We start from the raw sequence: 16,866 nt of genomic DNA, 5'->3' as shown, positions 1-16,866 counted from the left end.
AAAACTTACTAACATTTAATTCTAAATATTAGTAAGTTTTTCTTTGCCTTTTTTAAACATCCATTTTTCAATCATATAAATGGCTAAAATCCCGCTTGTTATACCTACTATAACTCCTCCTATTACATCAAAAAAGTAATGTACATACAGATATATTCTAGAAAATGCTATTAAAAATGCTAATGTTATAAATCCCAATTTGTACCTAGGTAAATATTTACATAATACAAAAGCTACTGCTACTGAAGCTCCAGTATGACCTGATGGAAACGAAAAAGTCACTGGAATAGGTATTAATGGTGTTTCGATAGGATTAACAATTAATGGTCTTGCCCTTTCTACTAAATGCTTTAATATTCCTTCTGTCAATATGGTACTTAATATTAGTGCCAGTATACAAGTAAATCCTATTCTTCTATATTTTTTTGTAAGCAACAATGCTACACTTATAATTATCCATATAAATCCTATGTCACCTAATCTAGTTATAAGTGGCATTAAAAAATCAAAAATCTCATTTTGTAATCCAAAATGAATAAAATCCGTTATTGCTTTGTCTATTGCATAAATAAAGTCCATATACTTCTTCTCCTTATGTATAAAACTATATCACATTTTAATTTATATAGTATGTTTAAAATAATGCTGAAACTAGCTACATATTATCCTTATTTTAAACACACTCTATTATTAAATAAATATTTTTCAGTACTTTATTTAGAAATTTCATTCACTCCTAACATCGCTAGTATATATTCTTCTTTATTAGCACCTAATGTATATGCATTCTTTAATGGCGATACTGAAACTCCTCGAGTGGAGAAAGCTTTTATCTCTCCATTTACATCTTTATTATATCCTAAGGTATCATGCATTATATAAAAATTATCTTCAAATTCTCCAATATACATAGCTACATGACCATCAAAAAATATCATGGTTCCCTGTTTTATATCTCTTAAAATATTGATTCTTTCCTCACTTGATATCTGCCTATCAGTTACTATAACTCTTCCTTCACAATTTTCAAATTGTCTATCTGCATTTCTAGGTAATATTATACCAAGGCTTCTATAGGTATCTAGCATTAACCCTGAACAATCTCTTCCATTAAACTCTCCTCCCCAACCATATCTTTCTCCTTGAAACTTGAATATTTGCCTTAGGATATTATTAACAGTATATGGTAGATAACCTTCATTAACCCCTTCATTAAATGGTATTAATATATTAGCAAATTCTAATTTGCCCATTCCATTTTTTCTTGGATATTTAACTACATAGTTACCTTCGCAGTCCATGTCTTGAACTGTTTCTTCACAATTCCAGCCTCTATCTATAGGTAGTCTAGCTCCCATATCTATTTGTATATTGCTTAAATTTTCATCAAAAGGATTAAATCCAGTATAGATTTTCTTATCTGTTACCACCAAAAAGTCATCACAATAGCAAAAACTCTTAATCTCTTCTTTATCACCTATTACTACATCATCAGCTTTGATCCAAGCTATGTAATTATATATTTTGGCAAAGTACCATTTTTTATCCTTGCTACTACAGTACACTACACATGGCTCACATGGATAAACTGCTGTCTCCATAAATCTATCTAAGCTATACTCAGTTTCATGTTTAAATACTCTATCCTCTGTTGGAAAGGATTTCATTATAGTTCTTCTTATAGTTATTCCATAACTGGGTCTAATATTTTCTTCTAATTTCTCTAAATTTAGATTTTGAATCAACTTGTTACAATATTCTTCCTCAATGAGTTCTCCATTGAAATATAAATTATATTTACGTTCTGTTGGTATTTTACCTACATTATCTATCATGGATATAATTTCATCTTTAGAATATTCTTCCTTCTCAGCAAACACATCAAATATATTGCCTTTCCTGATATTTTCTTTATTAAACCTATCTATATCAGTCTTATTCATAATTATGTCACCACTATTTTTATATAAGCTTGACCAAAAACTGCTACAATACATTTCTTTTTTCATAAATTATTTTCCTCCTATAAATATTCTGTGATTAGCACCATAAATACAGTTTTCTTATTATTTTATTATAAGATATTTCATCATAATATGTAAGTATATTGAAATATTTTCACTATGCTAAATTCATATATTCTTACTGGTAATAAAAGGAGATAAATCGTTCTGAATTCAGTGAAGTGCAAGCAGCGGTTGCAAATAAGTGATCACTTTTTTCTCTAGAAAAGCGATTTACTGGCGAAGCCAATTCTCTCTCCCTAGCATACTTCTCCAAAATATTAGGATTTTTCATTAGTTTCTACTATCCTATTGACATAATTAATAATTATGATAAAATTATTATAATTTTATGATAATATTTATGATAATTTTATTGAAATTATGATATAATAAAGTTACAATAATTAAGTTGAATATTAAAATCACAGTGAAGAGAAGAGTAAATATGTAACTTATTAACAGAGAGTTGGCATAATAGCTGAAATTGCCTTCAAATAAAACATATTGAAAACCACCTCGGAGTGACTCTAATAAAGTCCGTTAACTACGTTATAGTTATTAAAGTGGTCTTTTGTAAGTTATTTTATACTTATATAGACAAATTGGGTGGAACCACGGGTATACCTCGTCCCTTTTCTATTATGAAAAGCGACGAGATTTTTTATTTTAGTGATTTAATAATATATATGGAAAGGAGATTTAACAATGATTAAAATAACATTAAAAGATGGCTCTTTTAAAGAGTATGAAGGCCCACTAAGTGTGTTAGACATTGCAAAAAGTATTTCTGAAGGACTAGCAAGGGTTGCTACAGCTGGAACTGTTAATGGGAAAACTGTAGATTTACGTTATATAGTTGAAGAAGATTGTAATCTTAGTATTTTGACTTTTGATGATGCTGAGGGAAGAAAAGCATTTAGACATACATCAGCTCATATATTAGCTCAAGCAGTTAATAGATTATTCCCAGCAGCAAAACTTGCTATAGGACCTGCTATAGATAACGGCTTTTATTACGATTTTGACTTAGATGAAGGTTTCTCTAATGAAGATTTAACTAAAATTGAAGAAGAAATGAAAAAAATAGTTAAAGAAAATTTATCTATAGAATGTTTTCAACTTCCAAGAGATGAGGCTATAAAATTCATGGAAGAGAAAGACGAACCTTATAAGGTAGAGCTAATTCAAGACCTACCAGAGGGAGAAACTATAACTTTCTATAGACAAGGTGATTTTGTAGACCTCTGTGCTGGTCCTCACCTAATGTCAACTAAGCCAGTAAAAGCTTTTAAACTAACTAAACTAGCTGGAGCATACTGGAGAGGAAATGAGAAAAATAAGATGTTAGCTCGTGTCTATGGTACTGCCTTCACTAAAAAATCTGAATTAGATAGCTATTTAGAGGCTGTAGAAGAGGCTAAGAAACGTGACCATAATAAACTTGGAAGAGAGTTAAAATTATTTACTACTTCTGAACCTATTGGTCAAGGACTTCCTCTATTAATGCCAAAGGGAGCTAAAATAGTTCAACTTCTTCAAAGATTTGTTGAAGATGAAGAAGAGAGAAGAGGATATTTATTAACAAAAACTCCTCTAATGGCTAAAAGTGACTTATATAAAATTTCAGGACACTGGGATCACTATAAGGATGGAATGTTTGTTCTTGGAAATGAAGAAAAAGATGCAGAAGTATTTGCACTTAGGCCAATGACTTGCCCATTCCAATTCATGGTATACAAAGCTGACAAAAAAAGCTATAGAGATTTACCATTAAGATATGGTGAAACTTCAACACTATTTAGAAATGAGTCTTCTGGAGAAATGCATGGATTAATTCGTGTAAGACAATTTACAATTTCTGAAGGACATTTAGTTTGTACTCCAGACCAACTTGAAGAAGAATTCAGAGGAGTTGTTGACCTAATCAACTATATGATGAAAACACTAGGCATTGAAGATGATATCTCTTATCAATTCTCGCTATGGGATGAAAATAATAAGTCTAAATATATAGACAGACCAGATGAGTGGTATGCTACTCAAGATAAGATGAGAGATATATTAAATAACCTTGGAATTAACTATACTGAAGCAATAGGCGAAGCTGCTTTCTATGGACCAAAGTTGGATTTACAATTTAAAAATGTTCATGGAAAAGAAGATACAATAATTACTGTTCAAATCGACTTCTCATTAGCTGAGAGATTTGGAATGACTTATATCGATAAGGATGGAAAAGAGAAGTATCCATATGTTATCCATAGAACTTCTATAGGATGTTATGAAAGAACTCTTGCCATGTTAATTGAAAAATATGCTGGAGCATTCCCAACTTGGCTTGCACCAGTTCAAGCTAAATTATTACCTATATCTGAAAAATATCATGATTATGCAGATGAGGTATACAAGGAGCTTAGAAAATATAATATCAGAGTTGAAGCTGACTATAGAGCTGAAAAAATTGGATACAAAATTAGAGAAGCTCGTAATGAAAGAATTCCTTATATTCTAGTAGTTGGCGAAAAGGAAGCTGAGAATAAAGAAGTAGCTGTAAGAAGCCGTAAAAACGGTGATGAAGGCTCAACTGCTCTTAATGCCTTCATAGAAAGAGTATTAAAGGAAGTTGAAACTAGAGAGAAGTAAATAGAAAGATTCCAGTGATCTTCACTGGAATCTTTTTTATTCAACGAAATAACTACAATTTTGTAATATTTATATTCACTTATTTGTAACCTTTTTATATAAATCACTATATATACTATATATTGGACTATAGAGTCAACTTTTCTTTGGACACCTTATATCTAGGAGGATTTTAAATGAGAAAAAGCGTCTTAATTATTAAATCAATAACATCTATTATTCTATTAACTCTATTTATAGGTTTTTATAAATTTACTTATAGTTCCTCAGCCACTGAAAATGTAACACCTATAAATTACACTGGAAAAGGAGTTAAGGTTGCTGTCATTGATAGTGGCGTTGATATAAATCATCCTGATTTAGTAAATAGCATAATTGGTGGATATGACTTTGTTGATGATAAACCTATTTATAAGGATGGAGATTTAAAGTATGGTCATGGAACACATGTGTCTGGAATCATCGCAGCTAATGGCAAAATTAAAGGAGTTGCTCCTGAAGCTTCTTTATTGGTCTATAGAGTTATAAGTAAAGACGGCACTACAACTGATGAGAATATTGTAAAGGCTATTGATGAATCCATCAAATCTGGCGCAGATATAATAAATATATCACTAAGAGCTAATTATAATATGCCTAATGGCGTTGTAGCTGATGCCATCAATAAAGCAATTGAAAAAGGTATTGTAGTAGTTAAATCCGCTGGTAATTATGGTCCATCTGATTGGAGTATAAAGGATGTAGCTGCTCTACCTGGAGTTATTACTGTAGGAAATGGTTCTTCAAATTTATTATCTACTAATATCATAGGAGAGAAAAGTAATACTAAATTTAAATTAAATTTAGTAAGAGGAAGCAGTAAATTCCCTGAAGGAATTAACTACTCCATCATAAATGAAGCGAAAAATGATTTTAAATCTGTATCTAAGCTTGAAGATAAAAATAACATACTCTTATTTAAATGCGATGATATTTTCGAGCTAGAAGAATTTATTAGTACTGTTGACACTAATAAAGTATCAGGCATTATAGTGTACATAGAAGGTGGACAAGTAGATAGTGATTCCTTTATACTATATGATTCAGCTAAAATACCCGTAGCTAGCATAGATAAAAATGATTTTGTAAGGTTAAATACTATTATCGGCAAAGAAACCATGACATTAAAAAATGAATCTATTACCAAAATTTTCTATGAAAGTTCTCATGGCCCTACTCCTGGACTATGGGGCATAAAACCCGATGTAATCGCGCCTGGTATCGATATAAATAGTACTGTCCCATACGAAATTGATGAATCTGGTTATAAGAAGGAAACTGGCACTAGCATGTCAGCACCTTATATCACTGGTGTAGCTGCATTAATAAAACAAGCTCATAAAAATTGGAGTCCTGAACAAATTAAAGCTGCTATAACTAATAATGCTAAATTGATTATAGATGAAAATAGAACAATGTATCCTCCACAGATTCAAGGTTCTGGATTTGTAGATATAGATAAGTTAATAAATGTTGATTCTTTTATAACTCCAAATAATTTAAGTTTTGGTTTTATAGAAAAAGATATTGGGAAAAAAGAAATTACTCAAGTTCTCTCTATAGAAAATATATCTAAAAATAGTAAAGTATATAATATAGATTATGTACTGTATAACGACGCAGAACAAATAATACTAGATATTCCTAAAAATATATTTGTAGAAGGTAACTCTAAAAGAGAATTATTAATGAAGGCAACAGTTGATACCAACAATATACCCAATGGAATTTACTCTGGATACATAAAATTTACAGCTGAAAATGATACTAAAAATATGCCATTTATAATACTAGTAAATCCTGAGGGATATCCCCTAATAACTGACTTCTATACTAATTCCAAAATAGTTTCAAATCAAGATGAGATAAAAATAAATTATTACTTATGCAACGATATTGATGAGTTAACTATAGAAATTAGAAATTTAAATGATGATTCTGCTAAACCTTTAACCCTTTGGAGAGGAAGTAATTTGGCGAAAGGCTTTGGTGAAGTAGCTTCCACTTCTTCCTCTGAAGAAATTCTTCCTTTAGAGGATGGAATCTATTCTTTAACTGCTACTGCCTATAAAGGAAAACATAAAACCGAATTATCTGGTAATGATGTTTTAATTGTAGATTCTTCTAACCCTAAAGTTTCATATGAAATAAATAATTCTTCAATAAAATTTAGTGTAGATGATTTAATGGTAAAATATAAAGATATTATTTGCTCTGAATTTGAATTTGAAAGTCCCATAACATTAGAATGGAAATTATCCAATGAAGATAAATGGACAACTTGTCAAATATCCGAAAATGATGAATTCATCGTTCCATTGCCTTATGATAAATTCATTGAAGGAGAAAATCAGTTAGTTTTTAAAATTAAAGATTGTTTAAATAACACTACTGAATTATCTTTAAATATATCCTTAAAAATGAATATCCAATAAGGTTAATACTATGGGAATTTTTTAAGATAAGTTTAATATAGATTGAAGAAACCAAGTATAAACATTTTGTCTATACTTGGTTTCTTTATATAAATTATTTATCTTTATTCTCCTTACGAATAAATTTAATATTCTTTTTCTTCATAATAAATCTTATTATGAACCCTATTGGTACTAATATAATTAAATATGGAATTATAGCTACTGCAAATACCACTGTACCTTTTCCTAGGTTAACAATACTTCTTATGGATTTTTTAAAAGCTACAGCAACTTTATCTCCTAGACTACTATTGCTTCCCTCACCTATAGATAATTCTGAAACTTCATTTAATCCTATATTTATAGTTGAATACTCCACTAAATTGTCCCATTGTTTTAAGGATCCTGTTAAGCTCTCTATCTGATATCTAACTTCTGTTAAACTCTTCTCTACTTCTATGATATCCTTAACATCTTTAGCATTTTTCATCAATTCTAAAAATCTCTCTTCTTGAATCTTTAAAGACTTTAATCTAGCTTCGGTATCCACATATTGAGAAGTTACATCTTGACCATTTACACTTTTTGATATCATATTAGCTATATTACCTAAGCCATTTAGAAAACTATCAAACTTGTCACTTGGTATTCTTACTGAAAATGAGGCATATCTACTTGTAGAATAACTTTCATTCATAGTTTTACCTTGAATATTAGAGCTTTCTACATAACCTCCTATCTTATTTATTTCATTATTTAAATTATTTATAGCTTCATCGAATTTTAAGGTTTCTAGTTGGATATCTCCTGTTTTTATTAATTTTCTATTAGGATTATTTATAACATCTTTAGGGCTACTTTGATTCTTTGCTTCGTCTTTACTTATACCTGATTTTTGTTCCTGAGACATTTCTTGTTTAGCCGTACCACCATCTGCTTTGTTTATATACTCACTATTAGCACTATCTTTCTTACTACCACAGGCAAATATCATAGTGGAAAATATTATGCATATCACTATAACTATCGCTCTCTTTAAAAAAACTTTCATAAAAAATCCTCCTAAACATTTCTATCATTATGAGTATATACGTATAAATTTATAGGAAAATTCTATTATATTAGTAAGTTTTTATATTTATGGCTTTATTTTAAGATTTTATTTTAAAATGATTGTTGATTTTTAAATTACATATTATTATTTGTAATAGCTTAAAGCCTTATTGCCCATGCTCTTCCATATGGATTTAAAAATATCCTTACTTACCGATGCCCCTTGTTTATTTTCTAATGGATCATTATAGTAAATAAAATCTTCATCTACTCCTGTTAGTAATATAGCATGTTGAGAGAAATTTCCTTTAATAACTTTTCCATTATTCATCCATTGGGCTGGTCTTGATGGTTCTTTGAAATCTGATGTTACCCAGGCGATTATAGGTCTCCCATCTAATAATATACTTTCAATTTCACTATAATCTTCATTAGTTAGATTTAATGCCTTATTAGGTAAATATTCATTTATTAATGGCATTAATGGACCAGGGTCTATAGAATATCCTTTAGACTCTCCAGTAATATCTCCCACAAACCCTACTTCTGGATTTCCCCACTCTATAATATTATCTTTATCATCATATTTTATTATAGTACTATCCTTTTTAACTTTGTTAGCTAATGTATGTTTATCTACATTAATTCCACCATAATTTAACATCATAGTAAGAGCTGTAATTTCACATCCATTCTTATATTCAGGTAGTTGACTAACTAGTGGTACATCCATAATTCTTTGCTTAGATACTGTTTTTTCACTTTCTTGGCCATCACTCGCTTTTTTACTACCACAGGCAAACGAGGTTATAGAAATTATTAAACATATTATCAATGCTATAGCTTTCTTTAAAAATACTCCCATAAAAATCCTCCTAAACATTTCTATCATTACGATTATTATGATTATAAATCTATAGAAAAATTCTATAAATTAGGACTTTTATTAAATAGGGCCTATAGTAAATCAAGCTCTTGAAACGGCTTCTAAATAATGATATGTGGCTTTAAATCATAACTGTATTAAAACAATCCTTGTATTTATACTACTTATAATAGCTTAATGCTTTATTCCCCATACTATGCCATATTGATTTGAAATCCTTTTTACTTACTGATGCCCCTCGTTTATTTCCTAAGGGATCATTATAATAAAGAAAATTTTCATCTATTCCTGTCAGCAATACCGCATGCTGAGAAAAATTTCCGTAAATAACTTGTCCATTGCTGGTCCATTGAGCAGGTCTTGATGGAGATTTAAAATCTGATGTTACCCAAACAATTATGGTTCTTCCATCTAGTAATATTCTTTCAATTTCACTATAGTCTACACCTGTTAGATTTAGTGCCCTATCAGGTAAGTATTCATTTAACAGTGGCATCAATGGAGCTGGGTCAATAGAATAACCCTTAGTCTTTCCTGTAATATCTCCAACAAATCCAATCTCAGGATTTCCCCACTCTACAATATTTCCTTTACTATCGTACTTTATAGCTGTACTATCTTTCTTAACTTTATTCGCTAAAGCATGCTTATCTACATTAATTCCATTATAGTTTAGCATCATAGTAAGAGCCGTAATTTCACATCCATTTTTATATTCAGGAAGTTGACTAACTAATCCTACGTTCATAATCTTTTGTTTTGCTGCTATTTTTTTCTGCTCTTCTTCTCTTTTCTTTTGCTCTTCCTCTTCTTCCTTCTTCTTTTTCAAGATCTCCTCTTTTTGCCTTTGTTCCTCTAACTTTCTAGCTTTCTCTGCTTCTTCTGCTTCTTTTTTTCGCTGCTTTTCCTCTGCCTTTTTCTTCTTCTTTTCCTCTTTATCAATTTTAGCCTGCTCCTCAGCTGTAATATATGTAAGTTCTCCCTTAGAAGCTAATACACTCATATGGCTTTGCAACGCTTCTATTTTCTGCCTTTCCCCAATATAGAAATTCAAGGTAACCATAAATATTCCCAGCGAAATTATCCCCATCACAGTATATATTAATTTTTTCATAAATTTATTCACTCACCCACTAAATATAATCTCTTCATATATAATATTTAATTATCGTTCACTTTATATTATAATTCAATTTATAGAAAATGTAAGCACCCCAGGGGTTATTCCATAATATGAAATAACCCCTGGGGTGCTTGGAAATTTTAATATTCTATAGTTTGATCTTGTTTTTCTGGTTTTGTAGATATGTATACACCAATAATTATTAATATTGATCCTGCTATTTGTGGTATAGAAAGTGTTTCCCCTAATATTAAAAAACTAAATAATATTGTAACTACAGGCATTAAATTAAGAAATAATGAGCTTATACCTAGCCCAAGTTCCTTCATTGCAAAGTTATATCCAAAATTGGCAAAGGATGAACATAGCACTGCTAAAAATAATAAATTAAAAATAGTCCCTGCATTAATCATTGTCCAATTTACACTTTCAAATGGTAGAAATGGTATAAAAGCTAAGGTTCCAAAAATAGCTTGATATGTAGTTATAGTCATATTATTATATCTTTTAAATAGTGGCTTTGTAATTACCATGTAACCACACCATGCAATTACACTCCCTAACATAAATAAATATCCTGTTATAGAGCCACTTATGTCGCCTCCTACAACAAAATATATTCCTATAATAGATAGTAATATACTTATTACTTCTTTCTTTCTAACTCTTGTCTTATAAGCTATAATATCTGTAATTATTGTAGCTATGGGAATTGTTGCACCCATTATAGATGCAGTAGATGCTGATATTCTAAGTATTCCATTATTTTCAAATATAAAATATAAAGTTATAGAACATATACCACTTGCTGCCAATAGCCACAAATCTTTCTTTTCTACTTTCTCACGTTTCCCTCTTAACATAATAATCACTAAAATTGTAGTAGCTATGGTAAACCTAACAAAGGCTAATATAACTGGAGAAAAAACCTCCAACAATATCTTTATACTTACAAAAGATATTCCCCAAACTAAAATAACACCTAATAACACTACGTAAGCAACTGTTTTAATTTTTTTCATATATCCCCCTTTAAGTAAAGTGCACAGCACCTCATAATGATCAATTATCATTAGTACTTTATTTCATATGCCTCATATAATCTTATTATATCATTTAACTACACTTATTATAACAATCACAAAAATTAATCCCCTTATATTCTACCCTCTGTTTCAAATGGTTTTTAATTTTAGAACTACATATTATCAATACTATATTAAATTAAAACAGAAACATATTTTAAAATAGGCTATTGTATAAATTATCTTATAGGTAATTTACACAATAGCCTACTATAATTATTAAAATAAAGCATGTAATGTAATCCAATTAGAATATTTAAGTAACACTTTCTTAAAAATAACCAAATCCATGTTTTTAATTAAAGTTTTCTACTCTTAAAACACTTTCTACTCTATTTACTACTTTACTTTCCTTAATTCTCTCAATGGAATTTCCCATATGTTCTTCCTTACCCTTGTAAGTTATAAAAACTAGAGACACATTCCCTTCCTTTTTTATATCTTGAGTTACCGACTCAATACTTATATTATTATCTCCAAATATAGTTGCTATCTCACCCATTACACCTGGTTTATCCACAACATTTACCCTTATATAAAACTCACTCTCATTTTCCTTCCAATGCCTAACTACTTTATCTCCATTGCTATTTATATCTTTTTCCTTTTTAAAAGAAGGAGTATTTCTCAAGATTGATATTATATCTCCCACAATTGCACTTCCTGTAGGCAATTCTCCTGCCCCTTTTCCTGATAGCATAAGTTCTCCAACTGCATTTCCTTCAATATATACTGAGTTAAAAACTCCACCTACATTAGCCATTGGATGTGAATTAGTTATTAATGCTGGATGAACCTTTACCTCTATATTTTCACTTTCCTCTTTAGCTAATGCTAGAAGCTTAATAGCATAGCCATATTTTTTTGCAAAGTCAATATCAGCTGTAGTAATATTACTAATTCCTTGTCTATATATATCCTTAGGAATAATTTTTGTTCCAAAAGCTAGTGAAGCAACAATGGCTAATTTAAAAGCAGCATCTTCTCCCTCTACATCTGATGTTGGATTTACTTCTGCATAACCTTTTTCTTGGGCTTCAATTAAGGCTTCTTGGAAGCTAACTCCCTCTGAGGTCATTTTGCTTAATATATAATTAGTAGTTCCATTCAATATTCCAGTTATTCTCTTTATCTTATTACCAGTAAGACTTTCATTAATTTCTCTTATTATTGGTATTCCTCCGCCTACACTTGCTTCATAATATAATGACACCTCCTCTTCTCTAGATATATGAAGTAATTCCTTTAAATAACTAGCCAATAAGAGTTTGTTTGCAGTAACCACATGTTTTTTAGCCTTCATCGACCTTACAATATAATCTTTAGCTGGACTCTCTCCTCCTATTACCTCCACAACAATCTTTATACTATCATCATTTAAAATATCTTCAAATCTATCTGTCAACAGTTTCTCAGGTACATCTATTTTCCTCACCTTATTAATATCTTTTACCAGTATCTTACCTACTTCAACTTGATATCCTGAGTTCTTTATTATTTCCTCTTTATTCCTCTCTAAAATTTTCCATACACCCTTACCAACATTTCCAAATCCTAATATAGCTATTTTTACTTTTTTCATATACTTTCCAACCTCCTTAGTTTTCAAAGGCATAATATATAGCCCTTATAGCAGCTTCAAAATCTTCACTCTCCACACCTATTACTATGCTTAAGTTACTAGACCCTTGACTTATCATTCTCACATTTATATTAGCGTCATTTAAAGCAGTGAATAACTTACACGCAATTCCCTGAGTGTTTATAATTCCCTTACCTACTATGGATATCAAAGATAAACTTTCATAGACAATTAAAGAATCTGGGTTACATCTCTCTCTCATCTCCTTTAATACATCCTCTAAGGTCTCCCTTATGTCTGAATTTTCAATCACAATAGAGATTGAGTCTACCCCTGATGGAATATGTTCAAATCCTATATTCCTCCTCTCTAATACAGAAAGAAGCCTCCTACAATATCCTCTATCCCTACTCATAAGCGTTTTATAAATAGTTATTATAGTAAAATTCTTTTTACCTGAAACTCCTATAATTCCTTCACTTTCCTTCATATCTTCATGCACTATAAGAGTGCCTCTATCCAGTGGTCGATTAGTGTTTTTTATATTTATGGGGATTTTCTCTCTCATAACAGGAAATGTTGCCTCCTCATGAAATACGCTTGCCCCCATATATGCAAGTTCTCTAAGCTCTTTATAGGTTACCACTTCAATTGATTTAGGGTTAGTTACAATCCTTGGATCTGCCATTAATAATCCTGATACATCTGTCCAGTTTTCATATATCTTTGCTGATATTCCCTTAGCAATTATTGCTCCTGTTATATCTGACCCCCCTCTAGAAAAAGTTTTGACCCTTCCCTCTAATGTAGCACCATAATATCCTGGAATTACTGCTCTATCTGTCTTCCCTAATCTGTCTTTTATTCTTTGATAAGTTATTTCTTCATTTAATTCACCATTTTTATTAAAAATTATAACCTCTGTAGGGTCTATAAATGAGAAATTTAAATACTTAGCTAAAACTAATCCATTTAAATATTCTCCTCTACTCTCCACATAATCTGAAGATATGCCATTCCATATTTCCTTCTTTATGTTATCTAAATGGCTATTAATATCCATTGAAATATCCAATTCACTGCATAAATTAGTATATCTTTCTCTTACTAAACTAAATATCCCCTCAAAATCTTCATCCTCTTTAGCTTGTTCATAGCATAAATATAATAAGTTAGTAATCTTATAGTCTTCATCATTTCTTTTGCCTGGTGCTGATGGTATTACATATCTTCTGTTTTCATCCCCTAAAACTATGTCTTTAACCTTCTTAAATTGAAGACTATCACTTAAAGAACTTCCACCAAATTTCGAAACTACTACATCACTCATTTACCTTCCCCCTTCTATACTTCCATTACTGCTCCATTTTCTTCAACCAATAGTTCTTTTATATGCCACTTTGACTGTAAATTCTGCTTTAAATCCCCTTTAAATTTTCTATTAGCTTTATGAGTTATTGTTATTATTGTCGGACCTGCCCCACTTAAGAAGGTTCCCTGTGCTCCTAGCTCCTGGCATTTGTTAATAATGTTCCAATAATCCTCTATAAGTTCTCCTCTATAATCCTGGTGTAGCCTATCCCTGCACCCTATCTGAATTTTATCTAAGTCTCCACTTGTTAAGCCTTGCATCAGCATTGCTACTCTACCTATATTGAAAGTTGCATCCTCCAGAGATATCAATTTAGGCAATATACTTCGAGACTTTTTTGTAGACAATGTAAAACTTGGTATTAGGGCATGAAATTGAAGTTCTTTGCTTAAATTAACTTTATCTGTTATAACTTTGCTTCCTTCCTTTATAGCTACTGTCATTCCACCATATAGAGCAGGAGCTAAATTATCTGGGTGATTTTCTATAAGTGTAGCTATCTCTAATATCTCTTCCTTTGTGAATCCTGATTTAGATATTTCATTAGCTGCCATAACACCAGCTAAAATACATGCTGCACTGCTTCCAAGTCCTCTTGCTATAGGTATTTCACTATGGATTTTCATATATACGCCCTTTGCCTTGTAGTTCACATAATTAAAGAAATTCTTCATAGCTATAAGTACTAAATTATCCTCATTAGCATACTTTTCATCACATCCAAGAATTTTAATGCCTTCTTCTATTTCTTCTATATGAAAGGTATTATATATATTGAAAGCTATACCTAAACAATCGAAACCTGGACCAATATTAGCACTAGTTGCTGGTACTTTAATTCTCATTTCTCTCACCAACCTGTAAAAATTTATTTATCATATCCTTAATTTCATTAGTTTCACATATAATTCTATGAACCACTTCTCTTTTCTCTAAGTCTCTAATTGATATTGGAATTTTCAGTATATTACTTAGTTCATTTATTAATTGAAAGTCATCCTTCCTATCAGTTTCTATTCCTACAGCTTCACATACATTTCTAGTGAATTTAAAAGGACTTGCTGTTGAAATTATCATAGCTTTTTCTTTAGACTGAACTTGCTCTAAATATTTTTTATATACTGAATATGCCACCGCTGTATGAGTATCCATTACATATCCATGACTTTCATAGATCTCCTTAATTGTATTTAATGTTTCTGAATCTGTGGAAAATCCTGAATAAAAATCCTTTAGATTATTTTTCATTAGCTCATTTATCTCATATTTTCCTTTCAGCCTTAAATCTTTCATTAACCCACTTACAATTTCAGTGTTTTCTTCACTTAAGTAGTAAATTAATCTCTCCAAATTACTGGAGATAAGTATATCCATAGATGGGGAGTTTGTTATTTTAAACTCTCTATTAAGATCATATATTCCTGTGTTTATAAAATCATAAAGTACATTATTTTCATTAGACGCGCATATTAACTTATCGATGGGAAGTCCCATGGCCTTTGCATAATATGCTGCTAATATATTTCCAAAATTTCCTGTTGGAACTACTACATTTATCTTTTCACCATCTTTTATCTCTTTATTTCTTAATAATTGTAGATATCCATAGAAATAGTAAACTATCTGAGGAATCAATCTTCCGATATTTATAGAATTTGCAGAGGAGAGAATATATCCACTCTCCTTTAATATTTCTTTATAGTCCTTATCATTAAATATAGCTTTAACTCCATTTTGTGCATCATCAAAGTTGCCCTTCAATCCAACTACTAGAACATTTTCACCTTGCTGAGTTACCATTTGATGTTTTTGAATTTCACTAACCCCATTATGAGGATAAAATACAATTATTTTAATTCCTTCTGCCCCACTGAAAGCCTCTAGGGCCGCTGTTCCTGTATCTCCTGATGTGGCAGTTAGTATCACTACATCCTCTGAAATATTATTCTTTTTTAGAGCCTTGTTAAGGAGGTGTGGTAGTATGGACAATGCCATATCCTTAAAAGCTAGAGTAGGTCCATGATAAAGCTCTAGAAAAAAATCCTTTCCAACCTTATTTACAGAAACTACTTCACCTTCCTGAAATTTATTATCATAGGCCTCATTAATACATTGATAAAGTTCTTCCTCTGTAAAGTCAGTTAAATATTTTTTTAATATATATAAGGCTAACTGCTTATAATTTAAAGATGCTAACTCTCCTAAAGATTCTTTAATTTTAGGAATATCTACCGGGATATATAACCCTCCATCCTCTGCTATACCCTTTATAATTCCTTGACTAGGAGTTACTAACCTATGCTCTCCTCTGGTGCTCTTATATAACATTTCCATCTTACTTCCCCCTTTTTTGTAAATAAAAAAACACTGTGTTACACACAGTGTTTCATTCTTAATACAAATATTTAAACTATTAGCTATATAATCATTAATACTATACACCTATAAATATTTATAACCTCACTATGAGCAATTAATCTATTAATTGCTCCCAATAATATTACTTTAGGCTATGAGCAATTAACATATATATTAAATTATTACTATATAACATGGGTTTCGTAGTGGTATCCATGGTCATAGTAATAGTGGTATCTATATGCATTGTCATAGTTATTGTTTTTGCACATATGCTTCTCATAATTGCTCGTCTCCCTTCA

At 30.5% G+C, this 16,866-nt stretch carries 13 protein-coding genes and 1 other annotated feature; of the genes, 2 read left to right on the top strand and 11 right to left on the bottom strand.

Going from position 1 to position 16,866, the window contains the following annotated elements:
* Positions 1-21: 21 nt before the first annotated feature.
* Positions 22-579 (bottom strand): phosphatase PAP2 family protein, encoded by a 558-nt coding sequence (locus ACI48Q_RS01745; RefSeq protein WP_474917318.1) that lies wholly within the window; start codon positions 577-579, stop codon positions 22-24.
* 134 nt (positions 580-713) lie between these two features.
* Positions 714-2,009, bottom strand: a complete 1,296-nt coding sequence (locus ACI48Q_RS01740; RefSeq protein WP_474917317.1) for an NlpC/P60 family protein — start codon at positions 2,007-2,009, stop codon at positions 714-716.
* Between the two features lie 415 nt (positions 2,010-2,424).
* Positions 2,425-2,642: a binding site (T-box leader), on the top strand.
* Positions 2,643-2,711: 69 nt separating this feature from the next.
* Here ACI48Q_RS01740 and thrS point away from each other — a divergent pair.
* Together thrS and ACI48Q_RS01730 are read left to right on the top strand one after the other, a co-directional pair.
* Positions 2,712-4,649, top strand: coding sequence for a threonine--tRNA ligase (gene thrS, locus ACI48Q_RS01735; protein WP_474917316.1), 1,938 nt, complete (start codon positions 2,712-2,714; stop codon positions 4,647-4,649).
* A 176-nt stretch (positions 4,650-4,825) separates the two neighbouring features.
* On the top strand, positions 4,826-7,123 hold the full coding sequence (locus ACI48Q_RS01730; RefSeq protein WP_474917315.1) for a S8 family peptidase: 2,298 nt from the start codon (positions 4,826-4,828) through the stop codon (positions 7,121-7,123).
* A 94-nt stretch (positions 7,124-7,217) separates the two neighbouring features.
* Here ACI48Q_RS01730 and ACI48Q_RS01725 read toward each other — a convergent pair whose 3' ends face one another.
* From ACI48Q_RS01725 to ACI48Q_RS01685, 9 genes are all read right to left on the bottom strand, one after another.
* On the bottom strand, positions 7,218-8,156 hold the full coding sequence (locus ACI48Q_RS01725) for a DUF4349 domain-containing protein (protein WP_474917314.1): 939 nt from the start codon (positions 8,154-8,156) through the stop codon (positions 7,218-7,220).
* 147 nt (positions 8,157-8,303) lie between these two features.
* Positions 8,304-9,023 carry a C39 family peptidase gene (locus ACI48Q_RS01720; RefSeq protein ID WP_474917313.1) on the bottom strand — a complete coding sequence of 240 codons (720 nt, stop codon included), beginning with the start codon at positions 9,021-9,023 and terminating at the stop codon, positions 8,304-8,306.
* 181 nt (positions 9,024-9,204) lie between these two features.
* Entirely contained in the window at positions 9,205-10,158 is a 954-nt protein-coding gene (locus tag ACI48Q_RS01715; RefSeq protein ID WP_474917312.1) for a C39 family peptidase, read from the bottom strand.
* Between the two features lie 149 nt (positions 10,159-10,307).
* The gene (locus tag ACI48Q_RS01710) at positions 10,308-11,189 is read right to left on the bottom strand and encodes a DMT family transporter (protein WP_474917311.1); all 882 of its coding nucleotides are present in this window, start codon (positions 11,187-11,189) and stop codon (positions 10,308-10,310) included.
* A gap of 358 nt (positions 11,190-11,547) precedes the next feature.
* On the bottom strand, positions 11,548-12,834 hold the full coding sequence (locus ACI48Q_RS01705; protein WP_474917310.1) for a homoserine dehydrogenase: 1,287 nt from the start codon (positions 12,832-12,834) through the stop codon (positions 11,548-11,550).
* 16 nt (positions 12,835-12,850) lie between these two features.
* Positions 12,851-14,164, bottom strand: coding sequence for an aspartate kinase (locus tag ACI48Q_RS01700; protein ID WP_474917309.1), 1,314 nt, complete (start codon positions 14,162-14,164; stop codon positions 12,851-12,853).
* A 14-nt stretch (positions 14,165-14,178) separates the two neighbouring features.
* Positions 14,179-15,051, bottom strand: a complete 873-nt coding sequence (gene thrB, locus ACI48Q_RS01695; RefSeq protein ID WP_474917308.1) for a homoserine kinase — start codon at positions 15,049-15,051, stop codon at positions 14,179-14,181.
* Positions 15,041-16,534 (bottom strand): threonine synthase, encoded by a 1,494-nt coding sequence (gene thrC, locus ACI48Q_RS01690; protein WP_474918319.1) that lies wholly within the window; start codon positions 16,532-16,534, stop codon positions 15,041-15,043. The genes thrB and thrC overlap by 11 nt, the downstream gene beginning before the upstream one ends.
* 172 nt (positions 16,535-16,706) lie before the next feature.
* Complete coding sequence (locus ACI48Q_RS01685; RefSeq protein WP_474917307.1) at positions 16,707-16,847, bottom strand: hypothetical protein; 141 nt, start codon at positions 16,845-16,847, stop codon at positions 16,707-16,709.
* Positions 16,848-16,866 lie beyond the last annotated feature (19 nt).

The sequence above is a fragment of the Clostridium sp. LXY-7 genome (assembly GCF_056172015.1).
This window is presented reverse-complemented; position numbering and strand designations above follow the sequence as displayed.

What these genes read in the sequence shown, in the direction of transcription:
- ACI48Q_RS01730 (WP_474917315.1), top strand. Translation starts at nt 4,826, where the DNA reads ATGAGAAAAAGCGTCTTAATTATTAAATCAATAACATCTATTATTCTA.
- ACI48Q_RS01740 (WP_474917317.1), bottom strand. Translation starts at nt 2,009, where the DNA reads ATGAAAAAAGAAATGTATTGTAGCAGTTTTTGGTCAAGCTTATATAAA.
- ACI48Q_RS01705 (WP_474917310.1), bottom strand. Translation starts at nt 12,834, where the DNA reads ATGAAAAAAGTAAAAATAGCTATATTAGGATTTGGAAATGTTGGTAAG.
- ACI48Q_RS01685 (WP_474917307.1), bottom strand. Translation starts at nt 16,847, where the DNA reads ATGAGAAGCATATGTGCAAAAACAATAACTATGACAATGCATATAGAT.
- ACI48Q_RS01725 (WP_474917314.1), bottom strand. Translation starts at nt 8,156, where the DNA reads ATGAAAGTTTTTTTAAAGAGAGCGATAGTTATAGTGATATGCATAATA.
- ACI48Q_RS01700 (WP_474917309.1), bottom strand. Translation starts at nt 14,164, where the DNA reads ATGAGTGATGTAGTAGTTTCGAAATTTGGTGGAAGTTCTTTAAGTGAT.
- ACI48Q_RS01720 (WP_474917313.1), bottom strand. Translation starts at nt 9,023, where the DNA reads ATGGGAGTATTTTTAAAGAAAGCTATAGCATTGATAATATGTTTAATA.
- thrC (WP_474918319.1), bottom strand. Translation starts at nt 16,534, where the DNA reads ATGTTATATAAGAGCACCAGAGGAGAGCATAGGTTAGTAACTCCTAGT.
- ACI48Q_RS01745 (WP_474917318.1), bottom strand. Translation starts at nt 579, where the DNA reads ATGGACTTTATTTATGCAATAGACAAAGCAATAACGGATTTTATTCAT.
- thrB (WP_474917308.1), bottom strand. Translation starts at nt 15,051, where the DNA reads ATGAGAATTAAAGTACCAGCAACTAGTGCTAATATTGGTCCAGGTTTC.
- ACI48Q_RS01710 (WP_474917311.1), bottom strand. Translation starts at nt 11,189, where the DNA reads ATGAAAAAAATTAAAACAGTTGCTTACGTAGTGTTATTAGGTGTTATT.
- ACI48Q_RS01715 (WP_474917312.1), bottom strand. Translation starts at nt 10,158, where the DNA reads ATGAAAAAATTAATATATACTGTGATGGGGATAATTTCGCTGGGAATA.
- thrS (WP_474917316.1), top strand. Translation starts at nt 2,712, where the DNA reads ATGATTAAAATAACATTAAAAGATGGCTCTTTTAAAGAGTATGAAGGC.